The organism is Curtobacterium sp. MCBD17_013, from assembly GCF_003234565.1.
Lineage (GTDB): Bacteria > Actinomycetota > Actinomycetes > Actinomycetales > Microbacteriaceae > Curtobacterium.
Map to the genome: position 1 here is coordinate 41549 of NZ_QKTU01000015.1, position 21667 is coordinate 63215.

23 protein-coding genes are annotated in these 21667 nt (G+C 74.4%); 8 read left to right on the forward strand and 15 right to left on the reverse strand.

What is annotated here, in order from left to right; genetic code table 11:
* Positions 1 to 6 precede the first annotated feature (6 nt).
* Positions 7 to 525, forward strand: a complete 519-nt coding sequence (locus DEI81_RS13475) for a hypothetical protein (RefSeq protein ID WP_111011239.1) — start codon at positions 7 to 9, stop codon at positions 523 to 525.
* A gap of 122 nt (positions 526 to 647) precedes the next feature.
* On the opposite strand, the gene DEI81_RS13480 is transcribed toward DEI81_RS13475, so the two are convergent.
* The 3 genes from DEI81_RS13480 to DEI81_RS13490 all read right to left on the reverse strand — a co-directional run bounded on the left by DEI81_RS13480 (position 648) and on the right by DEI81_RS13490 (position 6738).
* A complete protein-coding gene (locus DEI81_RS13480; RefSeq protein WP_111011240.1) occupies positions 648 to 1427 on the reverse strand; it encodes a DNA-formamidopyrimidine glycosylase family protein in 780 nt (259 codons plus the stop codon).
* On the reverse strand, positions 1420 to 6105 hold the full coding sequence (locus DEI81_RS13485; RefSeq protein ID WP_111011241.1) for an ATP-dependent helicase: 4686 nt from the start codon (positions 6103 to 6105) through the stop codon (positions 1420 to 1422). The genes DEI81_RS13480 and DEI81_RS13485 overlap by 8 nt, the downstream gene beginning before the upstream one ends.
* Positions 6106 to 6408: 303 nt before the next feature.
* On the reverse strand, positions 6409 to 6738 hold the full coding sequence (locus tag DEI81_RS13490; protein ID WP_111011242.1) for an ATP-dependent DNA ligase: 330 nt from the start codon (positions 6736 to 6738) through the stop codon (positions 6409 to 6411).
* Positions 6739 to 6905: 167 nt separating this feature from the next.
* Between DEI81_RS13490 and DEI81_RS13495 the strand changes: the two genes are divergently transcribed.
* Together DEI81_RS13495 and DEI81_RS13500 are read left to right on the forward strand one after the other, a co-directional pair.
* Positions 6906 to 7574, forward strand: a complete 669-nt coding sequence (locus DEI81_RS13495) for a PadR family transcriptional regulator (RefSeq protein ID WP_111011243.1) — start codon at positions 6906 to 6908, stop codon at positions 7572 to 7574.
* A gap of 122 nt (positions 7575 to 7696) precedes the next feature.
* On the forward strand, positions 7697 to 8239 hold the full coding sequence (locus DEI81_RS13500) for an NUDIX hydrolase family protein (protein WP_111011244.1): 543 nt from the start codon (positions 7697 to 7699) through the stop codon (positions 8237 to 8239).
* A 144-nt stretch (positions 8240 to 8383) separates the two neighbouring features.
* Here DEI81_RS13500 and DEI81_RS13505 read toward each other — a convergent pair whose 3' ends face one another.
* The 6 genes from DEI81_RS13505 to DEI81_RS13530 all read right to left on the reverse strand — a co-directional run bounded on the left by DEI81_RS13505 (position 8384) and on the right by DEI81_RS13530 (position 12915).
* On the reverse strand, positions 8384 to 8581 hold the full coding sequence (locus DEI81_RS13505) for a CsbD family protein (RefSeq protein WP_111011245.1): 198 nt from the start codon (positions 8579 to 8581) through the stop codon (positions 8384 to 8386).
* A 106-nt stretch (positions 8582 to 8687) separates the two neighbouring features.
* Positions 8688 to 10274: a DEAD/DEAH box helicase gene (locus DEI81_RS13510; protein WP_111011266.1), complete on the reverse strand. Its 1587-nt coding sequence runs from the start codon at positions 10272 to 10274 to the stop codon at positions 8688 to 8690.
* Between the two features lie 375 nt (positions 10275 to 10649).
* Positions 10650 to 11018 carry a GntR family transcriptional regulator gene (locus DEI81_RS13515; protein ID WP_258368737.1) on the reverse strand — a complete coding sequence of 123 codons (369 nt, stop codon included), beginning with the start codon at positions 11016 to 11018 and terminating at the stop codon, positions 10650 to 10652.
* Positions 11015 to 11674: a DUF1684 domain-containing protein gene (locus tag DEI81_RS13520; RefSeq protein ID WP_258368738.1), complete on the reverse strand. Its 660-nt coding sequence runs from the start codon at positions 11672 to 11674 to the stop codon at positions 11015 to 11017. The genes DEI81_RS13515 and DEI81_RS13520 overlap by 4 nt, the downstream gene beginning before the upstream one ends.
* Before the next feature lie 100 nt (positions 11675 to 11774).
* Complete coding sequence (locus tag DEI81_RS13525; RefSeq protein WP_146244102.1) at positions 11775 to 12266, reverse strand: hypothetical protein; 492 nt, start codon at positions 12264 to 12266, stop codon at positions 11775 to 11777.
* 7 nt (positions 12267 to 12273) lie between these two features.
* On the reverse strand, positions 12274 to 12915 hold the full coding sequence (locus tag DEI81_RS13530; protein ID WP_111011248.1) for a GNAT family N-acetyltransferase: 642 nt from the start codon (positions 12913 to 12915) through the stop codon (positions 12274 to 12276).
* 35 nt (positions 12916 to 12950) lie between these two features.
* Between DEI81_RS13530 and DEI81_RS13535 the strand changes: the two genes are divergently transcribed.
* Complete coding sequence (locus tag DEI81_RS13535) at positions 12951 to 13580, forward strand: hypothetical protein (protein WP_111011249.1); 630 nt, start codon at positions 12951 to 12953, stop codon at positions 13578 to 13580.
* Between the two features lie 58 nt (positions 13581 to 13638).
* Positions 13639 to 13941 carry a DUF427 domain-containing protein gene (locus DEI81_RS13540; RefSeq protein ID WP_111011250.1) on the forward strand — a complete coding sequence of 101 codons (303 nt, stop codon included), beginning with the start codon at positions 13639 to 13641 and terminating at the stop codon, positions 13939 to 13941.
* Between the two features lie 119 nt (positions 13942 to 14060).
* On the opposite strand, the gene DEI81_RS13545 is transcribed toward DEI81_RS13540, so the two are convergent.
* The 6 genes from DEI81_RS13545 to DEI81_RS13570 form a co-directional block, all read right to left on the reverse strand.
* The gene (locus tag DEI81_RS13545; RefSeq protein WP_111011251.1) at positions 14061 to 15290 is read right to left on the reverse strand and encodes an Nramp family divalent metal transporter; all 1230 of its coding nucleotides are present in this window, start codon (positions 15288 to 15290) and stop codon (positions 14061 to 14063) included.
* The gene (locus DEI81_RS13550; RefSeq protein ID WP_258368739.1) at positions 15287 to 15976 is read right to left on the reverse strand and encodes a CGNR zinc finger domain-containing protein; all 690 of its coding nucleotides are present in this window, start codon (positions 15974 to 15976) and stop codon (positions 15287 to 15289) included. The genes DEI81_RS13545 and DEI81_RS13550 overlap by 4 nt, the downstream gene beginning before the upstream one ends.
* A 39-nt stretch (positions 15977 to 16015) precedes the next feature.
* On the reverse strand, positions 16016 to 16483 hold the full coding sequence (locus tag DEI81_RS13555; protein ID WP_111011252.1) for a SprT-like domain-containing protein: 468 nt from the start codon (positions 16481 to 16483) through the stop codon (positions 16016 to 16018).
* On the reverse strand, positions 16480 to 17178 hold the full coding sequence (locus DEI81_RS13560; protein ID WP_111011253.1) for a tetratricopeptide repeat protein: 699 nt from the start codon (positions 17176 to 17178) through the stop codon (positions 16480 to 16482). Before DEI81_RS13560 ends, DEI81_RS13555 begins: the two co-directional genes overlap by 4 nt.
* Positions 17179 to 17242: 64 nt before the next feature.
* Positions 17243 to 18010, reverse strand: a complete 768-nt coding sequence (locus DEI81_RS13565; protein ID WP_111011254.1) for a hypothetical protein — start codon at positions 18008 to 18010, stop codon at positions 17243 to 17245.
* A gap of 93 nt (positions 18011 to 18103) precedes the next feature.
* Entirely contained in the window at positions 18104 to 18943 is an 840-nt protein-coding gene (locus tag DEI81_RS13570; protein ID WP_111011255.1) for a spermidine synthase, read from the reverse strand.
* 153 nt (positions 18944 to 19096) lie between these two features.
* Here DEI81_RS13570 and DEI81_RS13575 point away from each other — a divergent pair, with 153 nt between their 5' ends.
* From DEI81_RS13575 to DEI81_RS13585, 3 genes are read left to right on the forward strand one after another with little or no spacing between them, the layout of a single operon-like run.
* Entirely contained in the window at positions 19097 to 19597 is a 501-nt protein-coding gene (locus DEI81_RS13575) for a hypothetical protein (protein ID WP_111011256.1), read from the forward strand.
* Between the two features lie 7 nt (positions 19598 to 19604).
* Positions 19605 to 20897, forward strand: coding sequence for a sensor histidine kinase (locus DEI81_RS13580; RefSeq protein WP_111011257.1), 1293 nt, complete (start codon positions 19605 to 19607; stop codon positions 20895 to 20897).
* Positions 20894 to 21643 carry a response regulator transcription factor gene (locus DEI81_RS13585; protein WP_111011258.1) on the forward strand — a complete coding sequence of 250 codons (750 nt, stop codon included), beginning with the start codon at positions 20894 to 20896 and terminating at the stop codon, positions 21641 to 21643. Before DEI81_RS13580 ends, DEI81_RS13585 begins: the two co-directional genes overlap by 4 nt.
* Positions 21644 to 21667 lie beyond the last annotated feature (24 nt).

Genomic DNA, 21667 nt, shown 5'->3' on the forward strand with positions numbered 1-21667 from the left:
CGGGCCATGAGGACCACGAAGATCACGAGCGCGGCCATCGTGGCCGTCGCGTCTGCACTCCTGCTCACCGGCTGTCACACCGCGGGCACCGGGGGCGCGCAGAACCAGGATCCCGTCGGCAAGGTCCCCGGCTCCCAGCAGCAGCAGACGAACCCCGCGCAGCGCAACGGGTCGAAGTGCCCCGTCGCGAACGTCGACGTCGTCGAGCAGATCAACCACGCGCTCGGCACCCACGACGACATCGACTTCGCCGACACGTGGAAGACCACGGGGGGTTGGTACATCGGTGCCTCGGTGGCGCCGACGAACGGCCAGGACGACCCGAACGAGGACGAGGTCGCCGTCTGGGTGACGACGAAGAACCCGACCATGGCGAAGGGGCAGACGTTCGACGGCACGATCTACGCCGTGAACGCCGCGGCGCGCAACGGCTCGTCGTCGCCGAACGCACCCGCGGGCTTCACCGCGTCGTCGTCGGACGCGAAGACCGTGATCAGCTGCATCGTCGAGGACATCGACCACTGATCCACGCGGGTCCGCCCGCGCATCGACTCTGAGCGCCGCGGCCGGCCACGAGCCCCGCGGCGCTCAGTGCTGTCTGCGGCGCTCAGTGCTGTCTGCGGCGCTCGGTGCTGTCCGCAGGGGGTTCAGTGCTGACAGCGCGGACACCAGTAGGTGTCCCGCAGCGACAGCGCGTCCTCGCCGAGCGTGCCGTACCGGATCCGCGTGCCGCAGCGGAGGCACGGCTTGCCGTCGCGCCCGTAGACCCAGAATCGCTGCCCCGGCCGGGTGTTCCCCGTCGTGACGCGGTTGGAGCGGTCGCGGTTCGCCACGATGAGCCGTTCCGCGAGCGCCACCATGCGCGTCGGGTCGCTGACCTCGCCGACGGGCCGCGTCGGCAGCACCCCGCGGAGGAAGCACAACTCGTTCCGGTAGACGTTGCCGAGCCCGGCCATGACCCGCTGGTCGAGCAGCGCGAGGCCGATCGGGCGGGCGGGGTCCGCGACGAGGTTCGCCTCGGCGCGCGCCGGGTCCCAGTCCGGCCCGAGCAGGTCCGGGCCGAGGTGCCCGACGATCGTGTCCTCGTGCTCGCGGGGGACGATCTCGAGCACGCCGAGTGTGAATCCCACGGTGGAGACGCCCTCGGCGTCGAGGACGGCGCGTGCCTGGTGTGCCGGGCGCCGCCAACGGTCACCCGGCGCGTAGACGTCCCACCGGCCCTCCATCTTGAGGTGCGAGTGGACGGTGACGTCGCCGATTCGGTGCAGGATGTGCTTGCCGCGCGGGACGACCTCGTCGACCACGCGCCCGGTCAGGTCGACGGTCGCGAACGCCGGTACCCGGAAGTCGGTGCGCGTCAGGACCTTGCCGGCCAGGGCCGCGTGCAGCTTGTGGGCCGCGCGGTAGACGGTGTCGCCCTCAGGCACGGAGTCGCAGTCCCTGTGGCGTGGCGGTGAACCCGGCGTCGCGCAGCAGGTCTCCGAGCGGCGTCTCGAGCACGAAGGTCCCGTCGACGCGCTCGACGGCGAGGCGCCCGAGCCCACGGCGCACCGTCGCGGCGATGGACTGCGCGGCGGCGGCGAGCACGGGTTCGTCCGGGGTGAACGTCAGCACGCTCTTGCCGCCCCGCTCGACGTACACGGCGAGGTGGCCGTCGACGATCGTGACGAGTGCACCGGCCTTGCGTCCCGGCCGGTGTCCGCGCGAGCCGTCCTCGTCCGTGTCGCCCGCCGGCCAGGGCAGCGCCGCCCCGAACGGGTTGGCGGGATCGGTCGCGGCGAGGGTGATCGCCACGCGACGGCGCTCCGGGTCGGCCTCGGCGTCGTCGATGTCCTGGCTGTACGTGCGGAGTCGGTCGACGGTGGGCCCGGTCGCGAACTGCGCCGCGCCGAGGCCCTCGACGAAGTAGCCGCGACGCGCACGCCCGGTCTCCTCGAACCGGGCGAGCACGCGGTACACGCCGGCGAACCCGCCTCGGACGCCCTCGACCTGCACGGCACCGCGGGTGACGACGCCGTGGCGCTCGAGCAGCTGTTCGGCGAGTGCGGCCGCGCGGACGGTCTGGTCGGGCTCGGCGAGGGGGAGGAGCGACCACCGGCCGCCGACGGTCGGCGGCCCGGACTGTGCGGGCAGGGTCGGTCGTCGTCGGCCACGGTAGGCGCGCGTCCGGGGCGCGGCGACCCGGGTGTGACCGCCGATCACGGACCGGAGTGGCGCGAAGGTGTCGTTCGTGATCTGCCCGGCCCACACGAGGTCCCACAGCGCCGTCGCGAGGGCCTGGTCGTCCGTGCTGCCGACGGACTGTGCCAGCTGCCGGAAGAAGTACGCGCCGCCACCCGCGAGCGCCCCGAGCACGTCGCGCTGCAGCTCGGTGGTGTCCGCGCCGGACGGTTCGGCGAGCGTCGTCGAGGCCGTGTCCGCCAGGTGCAGGCGCACCCAGCCGTCGTTCCCCGGCAGCGACCCGCCGCCGGACCACAGGACCTCCCCGGTCGCGGTCAGCTCGTCGAGCATCGCCGGTGTGTAGTCGACCACGCGGCTCGGCAGCACCAGGGACTCCCACGCGGACGCCGGGACCGCGACGCCGGACAGCTGGTCGACGACCTGCAGCACGCCGTCGACGCCGCGGAGGCCCCCACGGGTCTCGGGTGTGTGCACGTGCTGCCACGCGGGCAGGAACCGGGCGAGCGCGTCGGGGGACACCGGTTCGACCTCGTGCCGGAGCGCGGCGAGCGACCGCGTCCGGATGCGCCGGAGGACCTCGGCGTCGCACCACTCGGCACCCTGACGGTCCGGGCGGAACTCGCCCTCGACGACGCGCCGGTCCGCGACGAGGCGCCGCAGGACGTCCGTGACCACCGCGACCCCGAGGCCGAGGTGGGTGGCGGCCTCGCCAGCCGCGAACGGCCCGTGGCTCCGTGCGTACCGGCCGACGAGGTCGCCGAGGGGGTCGGCGACCGGCTCGACGAACGCCGTCGGTACGCCGATCGGCAGGGCCACCCCGAGGGCGTCACGGAGGCGCGAGGCGTCCTCGATCACGGACCACCGCTGCTCGCCCCGGAACGTGAAGCCGAGGAGCCGGCGGTCCCGCTCCAGGTCCGTGAGGGTCGTGGTCATCGTCGCCCGGGCCTCCGCGGCGGCGGACTCGGACGTGGCGGCGCCGTCGGCGAGCCAGCTCCGGGCCACGCACTCGTCGAGGTCGAGCGGTCCCACGAGGCGGAGCACGTCGACGAGCCCCTCGGCGTCGCGCGCGCGGCGGTCGGGTGACAGCCGCTGCAGGTCCGCCTCGACGCTCGCGAGCACGCCCGGGTCGAGGAGCTCCCGCAGCTCTGCGCGACCGAGCAGTTCGCCGAGCAGGGTGGCGTCGAGCGACAGCGCCGCGGCCCGACGCTCGGCGAGGGGCGAGTCGCCCTCGTACATGAACGCCGCGACGTACCCGAACAGCAGGGAGCGTGCGAACGGCGACGGCTGCTCGGTCTGGGTCTCGACGATGCGGATGGACCGACGCGCGATGTCGTCGGCGATGCCGAGGAGGGCGGGCACGTCGTAGACGTCCTGCAGGACCTCGCGCACGGTCTCGAGGATGATCGGGAACGTCGGGAACTTGCGCGCGACGTCGAGCAGTTGCGACGCCCGCTGGCGCTGCTGCCAGAGCGGCGACCGCCGGCCCGGGTCACGGCGCGGCAACAGGAGCGCGCGAGCGGCGCACTCGCGGAACCGCGCGGCGAACAGCGCGGAGCCCCCGACCTCGTCCGTCACCAACGCGTCGAGGTCGTCGCGCTCGAACACGAACAGCTCGGAGCCGGGAGGCTCGGCGTCGGTCTCCGGGATCCGCACGACCACGCCGTCGTCGCTGGCCATCGCGCCGCCGTCGATCCCGTACCGCTCGCGCAGGCGCGCCCCGACCGCGAGTGCCCACGGTGCGTGGACCTGCATGCCGAACGGCGAGTGCAGGATCATCCGCCAGTCGCCGAGTTCGTCCCGGAAGCGCTCGACCACGAGCGTCGTGTCGGTCGGCACGTGCCCGGTCGCCTCGCGCTGCTCCCGGATGAACGTCAGGAGGTTCGTCACGGCGCGGTCGTCCAGCCCGCTGCCCGACACCCGGGCCCGGGCGTCGTCCGGCGCGGCCGTGTCGAGCTCGCGCACGTACGCGCCCATCGCCCGGCCGAGCTCGGCGGGGCGGCCGATGCCGTCGCCCTTCCAGAACGGGACGCGTCCGGGCTGGCCGAACGCGGGACTGACGAGCACGCGGTCGTGCGTGATGTCCTCGATCCGCCAACTCGTCGCCCCGAGGGCGAAGACGTCCCCGACGCGGGACTCGTAGACCATCTCCTCGTCGAGCTCGCCGACGCGCGATGCCTTCTCGCCGACCATGAACACGCCGAACAGACCGCGGTCAGGGATCGTGCCACCGCTCGTCACGGCGAGGCGTTGGGCACCCGGACGCCCGGTCATCGTGCCGTGCACGCGGTCCCAGACGAGCCGGGGGCGCAGCTCGGCGAACTCGTCGCTCGGATAGCGCCCGCTCACGAGGTCGAGGGTCGCCTCGAACGCGGAGCGCGGCAGGCCGCTGAACGGAGCACTCCGCCGCACGAGCTCGAACCAGTGCTCGACGTCGACCTCGTCGAGCGCGACGGCGGCCACGGTCTGTTGAGCGAGGACGTCGAGGGGGTTCGCCGGTACCGCGATGGACTCGATGGCGCCCTCGACCATGCGCTCGACGGTGACCGCACTGTGCACGAGGTCGGCGCGGTGCTTCGGGAACAGGACGCCCCGCGAGATCTCGCCGACCTGGTGTCCCGCCCGGCCGACACGCTGCAGGCCGCTCGCGACCGAGGGTGGTGCCTCGACCTGGACGACGAGGTCGACCTCGCCCATGTCGATCCCGAGCTCGAGGGAACTCGTCGCCACGACGCACCGCAGGCGCCCCGACTTCAGGTCGTCCTCGATGATCGCGCGCTGGTCCTTCGACACGGAGCCGTGGTGGGCGCGGGCCAGGACGGGGACGGCGTCGTCCGTCGTCGCGCCGCCGCCACCGGCCGTCTGTCCGGAGCCGCCGATGAGCTGTGCGGGCGGGCGTCGCGGTGTCGCGCGTCCGTCGTCCGAGCCGGGTCCGTGCTCGGCGGCCTCCCCGGCGTCCGCGGCGACGGCGACCAGGGCCTCCTCAGGGGCGCCGACCAGCCCGAGCCGTTCCTCGTGGATCTCGTTGAGCCGTGCCGTGAGCCGCTCCGCCAGGCGCCGCGAGTTCGCGAACACGATGGTCGACCGGTGGGCCTCGACGAGGTCGACCACGGCCTCCTCGACGTGGGGCCAGATCGAGCCGTTCGTCGGCGTGGCCGTCGGGTCGTCACCCGCGGCGGGCTGCCCGAGTTCGGCCATGTCCTCGACCGGGACGACCACGCGCAGGTCGAACGTCTTCTGGGCGGGCGGCGCGATGATCTCGACCGGGGCCCGACCACCGAGGAACCGTGCGACCTCTTCTGCCGGGCGGACCGTGGCCGACAGGCCGATCCGCTGCACCGGGCGCTCGAGCAGGTCGTCGAGGCGCTCGAGGCTCAGGGCGAGGTGCGCGCCCCGCTTCGACGCCGCGACGGCGTGGACCTCGTCGATGATGACGGTGTCCACGTTCCGCAGGGTGTCCCGGGCCGAGGACGTGAGCATGAGGTAGAGCGACTCGGGCGTCGTGATGAGGACGTCGGGCGGCGTCCGCTGCAGCAGACGACGATCGGCGGCGGGGGTGTCACCGCTCCGCACGCCGACGGTGACGTCCGGTGGCTCGAGCCCCAGACGCTTCGCCGTCTGCGTGATGCCGACGAGCGGGCTGCGGAGGTTGCGCTCGACGTCGACGCCGAGCGCCTTGAGCGGGGACACGTACAGCACGCGGGTCCGTGCCCGCGGATCGGGCTGCTCGGGCGCCGTGATGAGCCGGTCGATCGACCACAGGAACGCCGCGAGGGTCTTGCCGGACCCGGTCGGCGCGACGACGAGGGCGTGGCGCCCGGTCGAGACGGCGTCCCACGCGCCGGTCTGCGCGGCCGTGGGCGCGGTGAACGCCCCGCGGAACCACGCGGCAGTGGGCGGCGAGAAGCGGTCGAGCACGTCGGTCATGTGCGGCCCATCATGCCCGCGACGCCCGACATCCGGCCGGGAGGCCCGACCCCGCCCACGTGCTCCGACTCGCCTCCGGACGGAGCCCGGCCGGGCCCGACGCGGAGCGCCCCTGAACCCGGCTCCCCGTGCCGGCACCCGCCCCGGCTCCTCGTCGACGGACGACGGCGACGACGCATGAGACATCGTCAACGCATTGCACGATACGGCAGGGCGCGAGGTCTCGCATCCCCTCGACCCGTCGCCAGGCCGTCGCTCCACGCCGCGCGTCACGCCGTGGCCGGGGCTGGCGGACAGCGCGCTTCAGCCGTCGTCGCCGCCGGCCCCGTCCCCGTCGCTCGGCTCCGGCACCAGGTGCAGCCCCTGTGCCGAGTTCGCGGTGGCGGTGAGCGCTGCGACCCACGCCCGGTTGAGCGAGGGTGGCCGTGACCCGAAGTACTTGAAGTACAGCGGGATGGACGGGTCGATCCACACGCTGCTCCGGCCGTCCCCGACCGAGGAGTCGTCGCGCCACGAGAACAGGAAGCTCTCGCGTCGCCGGAGCTTGGCGATGATCACGACGCTGAGGTGCGCGAGCGTGCGGTCGTCGAATCCGATCTCGACCACGTTCACGCCGTACACGAACTTGCCCATGGCGTCTCCCTCCGGTGACCGACCGTCGGGATCGGTGGCGGTCCCGTGCCGATCAGGATGCTCGCTCGGCCGGAAGTCCGCCCCAGGCTTGACGGCCCGCGCAGTAACGACATATCGTCGACGCATCGCGATACCGCGATGAACGCGACATGAACAGGAGGTCGACCATGCGATCCATGCATGACGACGAACACGGCCACGACGGCCACCACCAGGGCCGCAGAGGCCCCTGGGCCGCACGCTTCGGCGGCGCCCGGGAACACCACCAGCACGGCGGCGGCCGAGGCGGCGCGGGAGCGCCGTTCGGACCCGGCGGCTTCGGACCCGGCGGCTTCGGTCCCGGCTTCGCGCCCGGCTTCGGCTTCGGGCGAGAGGGCCGGCGCGCACGCCGTGGCGACGTCCGCCTGGCCGTCCTCGGACTGCTCGCGGACGGCGCCGAGAACGGCGAGCCGTACAACGGCTACGGCCTCATCCGCGCGATCGCCGAGCGGACGGGAGGGAACTGGCGTCCGAGCCCGGGGTCGGTCTACCCGACCCTCCAACAGCTCGTCGACGAGGGTCTGGTGCGCGCCGTGGGCACCGACGGGCGGAGCACCTACGAGCTGACCGACGCCGGCCGCGCCGAGGTCGAGGCGCGCTCCGCCGACATCGCTCGCGCCTGGGAGACGAGCCCGAGCGGTGTCTCGGACACCCAGCGCGCGTTCGCCGAGGGGCTGCAGAAGCTCTTCGGGGTCGTGCACCTCTACCGCTCCGGAGCGTCGGAGGCGCAGCTGGCCGCGGCGCAGGACAAGATCGACCAACTCCGCCGCGAGCTGCTCCAGATCCTCGCGGAGTGAGCCGGCGCCACGGGTCCGATCCACGGACCCGACCCGGACCGGCGGCGGTGACCGACCGCGTGCACACCGTGCCACGCGTGCCGGTCGCCGCCGTCGCTCGTCCTGCCTGGTAAGAACGGACCATGGCCTCGTTGCGCACTCCCGACCCCGACTCCGGCTGGCTGTCCGACGAGGAGCTCGCGTCGATCCGGCGCCGACTCCCCATCTGCTACGTCGAGGCGCTGCCCGTCCGCACCGACGGACTCGGTGTCGTGACGGAGGTCGGCGTCCTCCTCCGGGTCAGCCCGAGCGGATCGATCGCGCGCACGCTCGTGTCGGGCCGCGTGATGTACGGGGAGTCGCTGCGGAGCGCGCTGTTCCGTCACCTCGAGAAGGACCTCGGTGCCATGGCGTTCCCGCAGCTGCCCGCGAGCCCGACGCCGTTCACGGTCGCCGAATACTTCCCGCTGCCCGGCGCGTCGGTGTACACGGACGACCGGCAGCACGCGATCTCGCTCGCCTACGTGGTGCCCGTGACCGGCACGTGCGAACCCCGCCAGGACGCCCTCGAGCTCACGTGGATGACCCCGATCGAGGCGGCGAGTGACGCGGTGGCGGCCGAGATGGAGGGTGGCCGCGGCTCCCTGCTCCGCGCCGGGCTGGCGTCGGTCGGCGCCCTCATGTGACCAGGGGTCAGCACCCCCACACCACCGACACCCGCGACCGCTGCCGGCGCCCCAGCTCGGGAACGACGAACGGCTCGGGAACGACGGACGGCCCCGACGATCATCGATCGTCGGGGCCGTCCGCAGCCGTTCTCCGGCTTGGTCCTACTTGTCCTTGAAGCTGTCCGCGACACCGTGCGCGGCGTCCTTGACGTCCGTCACACCCTGCTTCGCAGAGCCCTTGGCCTGGTCGGTCTGGCCCTCGGTCTTCAACCGGTCGTCGCCGGTCGCGTCGCCGAACGCCTCCTTGGCCTTGCCGAGGAGCTTCTCGCCGTTGTTCTTCATGTCTTCCGTGCCTGCCATGGGCTCTCCTTCCGTCGGGGACGGTTGCCGTCCGGGCCACGTCGTGACCAGGACGCCGCTCACCGTACGCGGATGGGAGGACGTGCTCCCAGCGGGTTGCCAGCGATCAGTCGCGCGCGGATCCGGCCGGACGGGAGGCCCGGCGCGAGCCCGTCCGGCGGGCCGGCTTCTCGTCGTGCCACGGCTGGGCGGGCCGCCCCGTCTCGGACGAGTACACCGCGGCCGAGCCGCCACGCGTCACGGAGGACTGTGCGCGGCGACCGCCGCCGGACGTGTGGCCGGTCGACCGCGAGCCGGCCTGGCCGCCACGGCGGGGCTCGCCGCGACGCGCGTCCGAACGGTGCCCGGCCTCGTCACCGGAACGGGTCCCGGCGGACCGCTGCGGACCTCCCGATCGACCCTGCGTCGGTTCGCCGGTGGCGGTGCCCTGCCCGGTCCCGCGACCGCCGCGGCGACGGCGACGCCCGGCACCCTCGGTGGCCGAGGCGGCCACCGCGTCGGCGACGGAGCGCGTGGCGCGCTGCGGCTGGCGCTGCGTGGGCGCGGCCTCCGCGACGTGGCGGATCGGTGCGACGTCCCCGACGAGCTCGGTGACCGCGGCGGACCGTGCGGTCACCTGCTGCGGGCGCGCGCCGATCGACGCCTTCTTGAGCATCTGCGCGACGTCGCGGCGCTGCTCGGGGAGCACGACCGTCACGACGTCACCGGCGGACCCGGCACGGGCGGTGCGGCCCGAGCGGTGCAGGTACGCCTTGTGCTCGGTCGGCGGGTCGACGTGCACGACGAGCTCGACACCGTCGACGTGGACACCGCGTGCGGCGACGTCGGTGGCGACGAGGACCAGCGCGTCACCCGATGCGAAGCGCGCGAGGTTGCGGTCCCGCTGCGGCTGCGACAGGTTGCCCTGCAGGTCGACGGCGGGGATCCCGGCCGCGGTCAGCGACTTCGCGAGGCGCTTGGCGTGGTGCTTCGTGCGCATGAACATGATGCGACGGCCCGAGCCCGAGGCGAGCACCTGGACGAGGTCCTTCTTGTCGTCGGCCCCGGACACCTCGAAGATGTGGTGCGTCATCTGGTCGACGTGCGACGAGGCGTCGTCGACGGAGTGCATGACGGGGGAGTGCAGGAACTGCTTGACGAGCTTGTCCACGCCGTTGTCGAGCGTGGCGCTGAAGAGCAGTCGCTGACCATCGGCCGGGGTGGCCTTCATGATCCGCGTGACGACGGGCAGGAACCCGAGGTCCGCCATGTGGTCGGCCTCGTCGAGGACGGTCGCCTCGATGCCGTCGAGCTTGACGTGCCCCTGCTTCATGAGGTCGTCGAGTCGGCCCGGGCAGGCCACGACGATGTCGACCCCGCGCGAGACGGCATCGACCTGACGGCCCTGGGAGACACCGCCGAAGATCACGGTGGTGTTGAGGCCCATCGCCTGGGCGAGCGGGGCGAGCACGGCGTCGATCTGGGTCGCGAGCTCTCGGGTCGGCGCGAGGACGAGCGCGCGGGGGTGGCCGCTCCGGCGACGGCGCTGGTCGCCGGCGAGCCGGGCCACGAGCGGGATCGAGAACGCGAGGGTCTTGCCGGAGCCCGTGCGGCCGCGGCCGAGGACGTCCTTGCCGGCGAGGGTGTCGGGCAGCGTGTCGACCTGGATCGGGAACGCGCCGGTCTTGCCCTGCGCGGTCAGGACGTCGACCATGGCGGTCGGGACACCGAGTTCGGCGAACGAGGTGGTGGGGGCGTCCGTGTCGGTGGACGCGGGAACGGTGGAGTCGGAGGTCACGAGGGCCTTTCGGATGCGCACGGCCGACGGCCGTGCGGAGCGGGACGCCGGCGCGGACGCGCGGGCGGGTTCGCCGCAGTGAGCCAGGCACGGCCCTCCGTTCTGGAGGCCCGGTGCACGATACGCATCGGTCCGGCCGACCATGTGGCCGGGGACCGGGAGAGTCTCGGGGGCGTCGTACGACGCACGAGGCAGTGGAACGCCTCGAGTGCACCCATCATATCGCCGTCGGCACCGGAGGGCCAGGGCGACGGGTGTCGGACCGCGTCGGACGGGTGCGCGCTCGGCGCGTCAGTCCTGCCAGCGGTCCCGCAGCGCCGCCACCGTCTGGTCGAACGACAGGCCGTCGTGGCGGGCCTGCTCGGCGAGGACCCGAGCGGCGGCGTCGACCGCCTCGGGCACGGCGGCAGGCCGGACCACGCGGGTCCCACCGCCGCGCGCCGTCGTGACGAGACCGGCCTCCTCGAGCAGCCCGTAGGCCTTGGCGACGGTGCCGGGCGCGAGCCGGAGTTCGCCGGCGAGGCCGCGCACGCTCGGCAGGCGCTCGCCGTCGACCAGGTAGCCCGCGGCGATCTGCGCGGCGATCTGCGAGCGGACCTGCTCGTACGGCGGGACCCGTCCGCCGGCGTCGATCGCGACGAGGTGCCCGGTGCCGCTCACCGCACGTCCTCCGCCGCCACCACGCCGGAGCGCTCGCCCACGGGGATCGGGACGGGGACGGTGTTGCCGGGCGGCGCGAGGGGGCACGCCCATGCCGGGTCGTAGGCGCACGACGGGTTGTACGCGAAGTTGAGGTCGACCACGAGGGAGTCAGGGGTGCCACCGAGGTCCGCGCCCTTGATCGTGTCGAGCAGGTAGCGACCGCCGCCGTACGTGCCCCCGGGGCGTCCCGCGTCGGCGTCCTTGACGGGCACGAACAGCCCACCGCCGTACCCGGCGTGCGCCCAGACGTCGAGCGGTCCGACGTCGGGCACCCGCACCAGGCCGACGCGATCGAAGGCGACGATCCCGTCGGTGCCGGTCGGGACGTCGAGGTGCGCGGGCTCGGTCGGCTCGACGGCGAGCTCGAACCGCCAGTCGGGGTCGTACGCCGCCACGGGCAGCCCGGTGAACCCCACAGTGTCCTCGGGGAGGAGCGGGCTGGCGGGGTGCTCCGCGAACATCGCGTCGCGTCCGGCCCGCCACAGCACGTGCGCCTCGGCCGGGTCCCCGACCGCACGGACCCGGCGGTACAGGTCGAAGGTGCTGCGCCGCCAGTCGATCGTGGCGAAGGTGGCGGCGGTCGTCTCGTCCACGGCGGTGCTCGCGTCGGTCACGGGAGCGAGGGTACGCCCGACGGCGATCCGGTGCCCTCCGCCGTCCACAGGGCGCGCCAGCCGCGCCCGGCTCTGGTCGGCGTCTCCGGAGGACGGGGGATCAGACGCGGGATCGGCCGCGCGCCGCCCAGGTCGGCGCGAGCACCCGCATGCGCAGGCCGCGCCACTGCCACACCACCCACATGCCCGGCCACAGCGCGACGCCGAGCCCCCACGGCCGCGTGCGGTACACGAGCCGGTCGTGCAGCAGGGTCCGTCCGTCCGCGGTCGCCGTGGCCGCCATCCGGTGCCGGATCGTCATGCGCGCGAACAGGCCGGAGATCCCCCCGCCGACGTCGCGCTGCACGGGGACGCCGTCGACCTCGTACCGCTCGAGGTGCACGTGGGTCGCACCGCTCGGCAGCACGCCGAACGCGTCCGCCCGGACCCGGTGGGGCTCGTCGGGGGTCCACCGCTCCGGGAACCCGCCCGGTTCGAGCGACCGGTACACCAGCAGGGGGCGGGTCACGGCGACCATCACGGCGGGGTCGAGCAGGGCCTCCCGGACCGTGGCGACCGGGGCGTCCAGCACCACGCGGAGTCCGACGTGCACGGTTGCCTCAGGCGTGCCGGCCGGCGTGCCGACCCTCGTGGCGGCTGCCCGCGCGGCGGTCGTGGGCGGCGAGCCGCTCACGCAGACCGAGCCGGACCGTGGGCCACTCGCCGTCGGTGATCGAGTAGACGACGGTGTCGCGTCGACTGCCGTCCGGCCCGAGCCGGTGGTTGCGGAGGACGCCGTCGAGCTTCGCGCCGAGCCCCTCGATCGCGGCACGCGACTGCCGGTTGTGCCAGTGCGTGCGGAACTCGACCGCGATGCACTCCCAGACGCCGAACGCGTGGGACAGCATGAGCAGCTTCGCCTCGGGGTTGACGCCCGTGCGCTGCGCCGAGCGCGCCAGGAACGTCGCGCCGATCTCCACGTGCCGGTTCAGCTCGTCGACGTCGAGGAACGTGGTCGCCCCGACGACCCGACCCGTCGGACGGTCACGGATGGCGAACGGGACCATCGTGCCCGCCGCGTGCTCGGCCAGCCGACGGTCGATCTCGCCCTCGACCTCGGCCGGGCGGGGCACGGACGTGTACCAGGTGCGCCAGAGGTCCCCGTCCGCCACCACGGCCCGCAGGTCGTCGGCGTGCTCGTGTCCGAGCGGCTCGAGCGTGACGCGGTCGCCGATGAGGGTCGGGATCGGGTCGATGTCCATGCGGCGATGCTAGTCGTCGCGGCTACAGTGAGGGGGTGCACGAGCGTGGACAGACGAAGTACCAGGTCCGGTTCGGGTGGGGCGCCGCGGGCGCGGGTCGCATCGCCGCCGACGCCCACGTGCTCGTGTGGGTCGACGTCCTCCCGACATCGGAGGTCCGGGCCGTCCTGCCGCTCCTCCCCGCGGGCCCCGAGGTCGTGCACGCGGGACTCGCGGACGCGGACCTCGTGGCGGAGCGGGTGCTGGGCCTCCAGGCCGCACTCGGTGACCGGTGCGTCGTCGCCGTGGTCGGCGCCGGTGTCGACGACGACGCGACGGCCGGCGGTGCGGCGCCGTCGCTCGAGGACGCCGGGGAGGCCGTGGCCGATCCCGCCGGCGCACCCGAGCCCGCCGTCGAGGACCTCCTCGCCGCCGGCGCGGTGGTCGACGCGCTCGCCGCTCGGGGCATCGACCACACGTCGCCCGAGGCCGCCGCGGCCTGCGCCGCGTACACGGGCCTGCGGCGTGCCGTCCGGCACCTCCTGACGGCGTCGGTGAGCGCGACGATGCTCGACGCGGTCGGCCGTCACGACCTGGTGGAGGCGGCGCTCGCCGCCCCCGCGACGCTGCGGACCCTGCGCGCCGGGGGCGCCGGCGGCGGACGGGAACACGGTCGCCGCGGGTAGCGTTCCATAACGGGAACGCGGTCGCCCGGGCCGCGGACCGATCGACCCAGGAGGAACCATGAAGGCCGTCGCCAACGGCACCGTGATCGCCGAGGCCCCGCAGGAGGACCTCATCCAGATCGAGGGGAACTGGTACTTCCCGCCGGCGAGCGTGCGGACCGACCTGCTCGAGGAGTCGGACACGCCGTACCACTGCCCGTGGAAGGGCGACACCCAGTACTTCACGGTCCACGCCGGCGACCAGGTCCTGCCCGACCGCGCGTGGTCGTACCCGGACCCGATCCCGTCGTCGTTCGACCGCGTCGGCAAGGACTACAGCGGCTACGTCGCGTTCTGGAAGGAAGTCCAGGTCACCGACTGACCTGACGCGTGCCCCGCGGCCGGATCCGGGACGTCCCGGGTCCGGCCGCGCTGCGTCCGGGACGGGGGCCGGAGGCCTGCCTGCGGGCCACCTCGGACGGCCGGCAGGGGCGCGCGGGCTCAGCCGTGCAGCGTCAGCCAGATGAGCGCGACGTTGAGCGCGACGATGACGACCGCGATCACCGACGCGAGCACCCGCGTCCCGATCGCGTTGACGTCCGGCCCCATGAGGCTCCGGCGGGACGTGTACGCGACGAGCGGCACGACGGCGAACGCGATGCCGAAGCTGAGGACCACCTGGCTCACCACGAGCAGGACGGTCGGGTCGACCGCGACCGCGAGGAGCACCAGGGCGGGCACGAGCGTCAGGAGGCGCCGGAGCAGCAGCGGGATCCGGACGTGCAGCAGGCCCCGCATGATCTCCGCCCCGGCCATGCAGCCCACCGACGTCGACGCCAACCCCGACGCGAGGAGCCCGACCGCGAACAGCACGCCCACGACCGGACCCAGGTGTGCCGTGATCGCATGCTGGGCACCGGCGATCGTGTCGGTGCCCCCGACCCCCTGCAGCGTCGCGGCCGCCAGGACGAGCATCGCGACGTTGACCCCGCCCGCGACGACGAGCGCGAGCCCGACGTCCCAGCGGGTGGCGCGGAGCACCCGCCGGCGCTCCGTGCCCGGCGCGGCCGCCGCGTGCCGGTCCCGGCTCAGCGCGGAGTGCAGGTAGACGGCGTGCGGCATGACCGTCGCGCCGAGCATCGACGCCGCGAGCACGACCGACCCCGAGCCCTCGAACCGCGGCACGAGTCCTGCGAGCATCGCCGACGGTGATGGATCGGTGAACACGAGGCCGGCGCAGAACCCCACGGTGAGCACGGCGAGCATGCCCGAGACGACGACCTCGAACGTCCGGGCGCCCCGGCGGGACTGCACGGCGAGCACGACGACCGACACGATCCCCGTGACGACCCCGCCGACGAACAGCGGGAGCCCGAACAGCAGGTGGAGCGCCAGTGCGCCGCCGATCACCTCGGCGACGTCGGTGGCCGCCGCGACGACCTCGGCCTGGGCCCAGAACAACAGTCGCGCGGGGCGGCGCATGTGCGCGCCGAGCACCTCGGGCAGTGAGCGACCCGTCACGATGCCGAGCTTCGCCGACAGGTACTGCACGACCACCGCGCTCGCGTTCGCCGCGACGAGCACCCAGAGCAGCAGGTACCCGTAGCGCGCGCCGGCGGTGAGGTTCGCGGCGACGTTCCCCGGGTCGACGTACGCGATCGCCGCGACGAACGCGGGCCCGAGGAGTGCGAGACCGCCCGCCCGCCGACGTTCCGGCCGCGGGTCGGTCACCGTGCTGCGACGCGCGCGCGGTGCGCGCGGACCTTCTCGCGGTTGCCGCACCGTTGCATCGAGCACCACCGCCGGGTGCCACCGCGCGACCCGTCGTGGAACACGAGTCCGCAGTCGGCGGCCGCGCAGCGGCTCAGCCGACCGGCGTGGTCTCCCTCGACGCCGTCGAACCCGACCTCGGTGAACAGCGCGACCGCGTCACGCGCGATGCTCGACAGGGCCTGCGCGAGTCGGACGCGGTTCGCACCGGCGCGACGACGCCCTCCGGCGAGGGTCGGCGGGACGTCGGGCAGGGCGGCGAACAGGTTGACGGTGTCGATGTCGTCCGGGCGCGGTCGGACCGGGCCGGCGGGTGCGCGGAGGCCCGCGGCCACGACGCTGCCGCCGGCCGTGACGACGGGCGGTGGTGCCGCGGCCACCGCGAGGCGGGCGATCGCGCCCCGGAGCTCGCGCGCGTCGTGCAGTTCACGCTCGCCGGCGCCGACGTCCACCGGTTCGGTGTGCTCGGACAACCACTGGTCGAGGTCGGCGGGCGTCGCGAGCAGTTCGCCGAGGTGCGCCCGCGGCCGGAGTCCGTCCGGGTCGTCGGCGAAGCCGCCCGTGTGGGCGAAGTCGAGCGCGATCCGGCCCGCGTCGAAGAACCACGTCCCGCCGGACTCGGTCCTGATCTGCTGCCCGGTGTGCACGGACACCACGCTAGTCGGTTACGTCGCAGCCGGTTCAGATCAGGCTGCGCGCTCGGGTGTGCGGCGCTGCCAGGTGATCCCGTGCCGGGGGTCGTATCGCCGCGAGCACCGCGCGCACGCCATCGGGCGGTTCGGGGTGCGGTACCGGAAGTGCTCGTGGCCGGCCGGGCACGTCCCGACCCACGGCGCGAGTTCGCTCGCGATGGGCCCGTCGTGCAAGCGCGAGCCGACGTACCCGATGGCCCCCGCTGCCCGTCGCCATGCCGGACCGTGGCCGGCGCGGGCACCCGCGAGCGCGTGGGCGACCTCGTGCAGGAGCACCTGCCGGACCTCGTCATCGGTCGAGCGCAGGGCGATGTACCGGCTGACGGTGATGCGGCGGCGGCCGAAGTCGCACTGCCCGGCGCGGGTCTTCGCGTTGTCGAGGTCGAACGACCAGCTCCCGGGTTCCAGGTGGGCGTCCATGACCGCGGCGGCGATCTGCCGGACGCGGTCCAGGTCGCTCACCGGGGCAGGTCCCTCCTCGCCGCGGCGGCACGCACGGCGTCGGCTGGATCCGAGCGTCGCGAGGACGAGGGGTTCTGCAGGTGGGCACGCATCGCTTCCTCCACCGCGGCCTTGAGCGCGCTCGTCCGCTCCGGTGATGCCCCCGCGGCACGGAAGGCGTCGTGGGCGCGGTTGAGTGCGGCGCGGGCCTCCTCGTAGCGGTTCAGTTCGTACAGCGACCAGCCCTCGAGCTCGGCGGCGGCACCCTCGAGCTCGTACCACTCCTCGATCGCGGCGGTGCCCCGGGCGGTCGAGGCCTCGGTCACCGCGCGCTCGAACCGGCCGAGGTCGTGCAGCACGTGCGCGCGTCGGATGCGGGCGGACACTCCGTCGGCGCGGTCGCCCGTGAAGAGAGCGAGGCGGAACCCCTCCTCGGCCACGGTGAGGGCCTCGTCGAGCCGACCGAGCAGCCGGAGCAGTTCGGCCCGCTCGGCGAGCGCTGCCGTGCTGCGGTTCTGGCCGAGGCGCTGCAGTCGCTCCTGCACGAGGGCGACGTCCACGGCGGGACGGAGGCTGATGGGCGCGAACGTGCTCCCGGGGCTGACTCCGGCGGTCCGCGGCCGCAGGTCCACCGGGTCGGTGTCCCGGGGGCGTCGGTCCGCGCGCGGGTCCCGGGGGCCGGTCGGGCCGGTCGGGTCGGTCGGGAGGGGGCACATCAGGAACGAGGGTAGCCCCGTCGACCTGCGTGCGGGGTGCACTGCCCCCGCTCGGCGGCGACCGTCAGCGGGTCGCTGCGGCGACGACGGCCGTGTAGACCGCGCCGAAGGCGATCGGCCCGAGCACGGCGACGACCACCGCGATGATCCCGAACACGCGGCCGCGGTCCTTGGCGATCGCGATGATGCCCTGCACGAGGGCCCAGATCCCGAAGGCCGTGCCCACGAGGGCGAGGAGACCGCCGGTCGCGATCCCCGCGAGCACGGACGGGTCCTGGCGGATCTTCGCCTGGAGCTCCGACTGGTCGACCACGCCGCCACCGCTGCGGATCTGGTCGGCGAGGCCGGGGATGTGCACCAGGCCCTGGCCGAAGACGATCCCGCCGACGATCCCGAGCGCGAGCGCCACGATGCCGGCGATGAGCGCGATCACGCCGAGTCGACGGGACGGTCGCGCGCCGCCGGCGCTCGCCCACGCCGCGCTGCCGCCGGACGGCTGCCCGTAGGGGTGCTGCGCGTACGGCTGCCACTGCGGAGCGCCGTGCTGGGTGTCGCCCTGGTGCGGCTGGCCGTACTGGGGCTGGCCGTACTGGGGCTGGCCGTACTGCTGGCCGTCGGGCTGTTGGCCGTACTGCTGCCCGTCGTGCTGCTGGCCGTACCGGGGCTGGCCGTCCTGCGGTGCCGGGTCCTGCCGCTCGCCGTACCGGGGCTGCCCGTCCGGCTGCTCGTCGTACCGCGGCTGCCCGTCCCGCGGGGCCTCACCGTGTCGGTCGGCGTCGGGCTGCGGCAGGCGCTCCCCCCACCGGGGTGCGTCGCGGTCGTCGTTGCTCATGGCGGTTCCCCACTCGTCCGGGTCGGTGCGACGCCGGGGTCCCGGCGGCACTGCGCTCATCCTGGCAGGACCGGCGGCCCAGCGGCAGGGGACTCAGCGCCCGCTCGTGAACACGGACCGGTTCGGCTCCGGGGACCCGGTCGCGGTGTCGTCCGTCACGACGGCCGCACCGGCGATGAGCGCGGTGAGTTCGGCGCCGTGCACGACCTTGCTCGGGAGCGGGTCGGAAGCGAACCGTCGGGGCATGTCGGCGAACGGCAGTTCGGTCGGCGAGGCGAGGAGCACCACGTTCCCGAACCGCCGCCCCTTGAGCATCCCCGTGTCCGCCACGGCCGCCACGGAGGGCAGCACGGCCTGCAGCGTCGCGAGCTGCCCGCGCACGAACGCCAGGCCGGCACCGTCCGCCGCGTTCACCGCGATGATCCCGGTGGGCGACAGGAGCGCGGCGAGCTCCCGGTGGAACTCGATGCTCGTCACGTGGGCCGGGGTCGTCGAGCCGCTGAAGACGTCGACCACGGCGAGGTCGACCGTCCCGGCGAGTCCCGCGGGCAGCCGTTCGAGCACGGCGCGGGCGTCGCCGTACCGGACCCGGATGGACGCGTCGCGAGGCAGGGGCAGCTCCTTGCGCACCAGGTCGACGAGGTCCCGCTCGAGTTCGATCACCTGCTGGCGGGACCCCGGGCGGGTGGCCGCGACGTACCGTGGCAGCGTCAGCGCCCCGGCGCCGAGGTGCAGCGCGGTGATCGGCCCCGACGGCAGCAGGTCGATCGCGTGGCCGATCCGCCGCACGTACTCGAAGGCCAGGTGGGTGGGGTCCTCGAGGTCGACGTGCGACTGCGGGGTGCCGTCGACGACGAGCGTGTACGACCCCGGGCGGTGCCGGTCTGGCTCGATCACGGCGATGCCGGCACCGATGCGGATTGCGTCCTCCATGCCCCCATCCTCCGCCTTGCCCCGACGAGCACGATCACCACCCGCCTGCACCCCGGTCCCCACCCGGGGCTGGTGGGGCGTGCGCGACCCGATGACGAGGCTGGATCCCGGTGGTCACGGGAGCGTCCCGACCACCGGGAGGAGACCGTCGTCATGACGCTGCAGGCCATCGGGAACATCGCGCTCGGACTCGCGCTCGTCGCGTTCCTCATGTACCGCCAGACCACCTGGCGCCGCGTCGACCCGACCCGGGTCTGGCGCATGCCGGTCGTCCTGGCCGGCGTCGGCGTGCTCTCGCTCACGCACAGCGGCGTGACCCGCGTCGGCACGGTGGACGTCGCGCTCCTCGTGGTCGAGCTCGTGCTGTCGGCCGCCGTCGGTGCGGTGATGGGCACGATGACGCGGTTCCGGACCGTGGACGCAGGTGGTCCCGGGCGGCCGTCGTCCCTGGAGGCGCGGAGCGGCTGGACCGGCGCGGCGCTCTGGCTCGTCCTCGTCCTGGTCCGCGTCGGGATCGACGTCCTCGGGTCGCAGCTCGGCGCCGTCCTGCTCACCTCGACCGGGGTGGTCCTGCTCGGCATCGCGGCGAACCGGGCCGCCCGCGCGTTCGTCATCGACCGCCGGATCCCGCGCGGACCCCTCGTCCGGGCATGATGGAGCGGTGAACAGCGTGGGCCGCCCCGGCACCGGTTCGACCGACGCCCTGCTGACGGACCGCAACGGAGTCGGCTCCGCACTCAACCTCGTCGGCGTGGTCGTCGTCGCGTGGTCGACGGCCCGGTCCTTCGCCGGCGCGGACGTGCCCGTGCTCGTCGTGGTCGCCACCGGGGTCGCCCTGCTCGCGTGGGCCGTGCGGCTGTTCCTGCCCGGACGTGCCGGCCCGGCCGTCGCCGCGGTCGTGATGGTCCTCCTCGCCGCACCGGGCGTCATGGCGTCCTCGGCCGCCCTCGTCGCACCGATCATGGTCGCGCTCGTCGTCCTCGGAGCGGACCTCGCGCTGCCGGTGTGGCTCGGACCGTCGCTCGCCGCGGTCGCGGCCGTCATCGTCGCGGTCGTGGCGGCCGTCGAGGGCGTCCCGGCACTGGTCCTGCTCGGCGTGCTCGCGGGCCTCGCGGTGGCGGTCCTCATCGGGGTCAGCCGGCGGCAGGCCCGGCTCGCCAGGCGCCGGGAGGAAGCGCTCGCACACCGCGTCGCCGAGGCCGAGGCCGAGCAGCAGCGGTCCGCGTTGCTCGCCGACCGGGCTCGGGTCGCCCGCGACGTCCACGACGTCCTCGCGCACGGACTCGGCGGACTCGTCCTCCAGCTCGACGCGGTCGAGGCCCTCCTCGAGGCCGGGCGGACGGCCGAGGGCACCGCCAAGGCCGCCGATGCCCGCCGTCTCGCCGCGGACAGCCTGGTGGAGGCCCGGCGTGCGGTCGCGGCGCTCCGCGATCCGGAGGGGAGGGACGGAGCCGCACCGTCCCTCCCCGCCGTGTCCGGCGCCGCCGCGACCCGCGCCGCCATGTCCGGCAGCGACGTGTCCGGCGCCGCCACGTCCGGCCCTGTCGACGCCGGTGCCGCCGTGCCCGACCCTGGCGCATCGGGCGGCGGGCTCATGCCCCTCGTGGCCGCGCACCGCTCGTTCGGCGGCGCCGTGCTCACCGAGGGCGACCTCTCGCTGCGGGACCTCGACGACGCGCACCGCGCGGTCGTCGTCGCCGCGGCCCGGGAGGCCCTGAGCAACGCCCGTAGGCACGCGCCGGGTGCCACCGTGGAGCTCTCCGTCGTCCACGGTTCCGATGCCGTCGACGTGGTCGTCACGAACCCGCTCGCCAGCGGCGGCCACGGCCTGGTCGGCATGCGGGAGCGGTTCGCGGAGCTCGGCGACGGTTCGGCCGTCCGCGCCGATCGCACGGCGGGGGAGTTCGTCGTGTCGATGCACGTGCCCCGCGTGGACGGCGGCCCGCGCTCGTGACCCCGATCCGCGTCCTCGTCGCCGACGACCAGGCGATCGTCCGCGACGGGCTCGTGACGGTCCTGTCGCTCCTGCCCGACGTCGAGGTCGTCGGCGAGGCCGCCGACGGCGCCGCGGCACTCGCGCTCGTGGCGACGGAACGCCCCGACGTCGTCCTCATGGACCTCCGGATGCCCGGGGTCGACGGCGCGACGGCGACCGCGGCGATCCAGCGCGAGCACCCGGGGGTCCGCGTCCTCGTGCTCACGACCTTCGCGGACGACGCCTCGATCGTCACCGCGCTCCGTGCCGGGGCCCGCGGGTACCTGACGAAGGACGCGGGTCGGGCCGAACTCGCGGCGGCGGTCCGGGCCGTGGCGAGTGGCCAGACGACCCTGGACGCGTCGGTGGCGGCGCTCCTCGTGGCGAACCTGCCGGACGCGACCGAGCCGACGACGGGCCTCCCGGCACCGGCGGCGCAGCGGGCGACGGGCGCCGCGGATCCGGGCACGCACCCCCGGGCGGCGCCCTCGCGAGCGGCGGACCCGGCGACACCCGGGGCGCTCCGCACCCGCTGGCCGACGCTCACCCCGCGCGAGGCGGACGTGCTCGCGGCGATCGCGGCGGGTCGCACGAACCCGGAGATCGCCAGCGCGCTGTTCCTGACGGTCCCGACCGTGAAGTCGTACGTGAACCAGGTGTTCGCCAAGCTCGGCGTCCGCACCCGGGCCGAGGCGGTCGCGGTCGTCCTGTCCCCGCGCTCCTGACACCCCTCCGGCCCCGCCCATCCG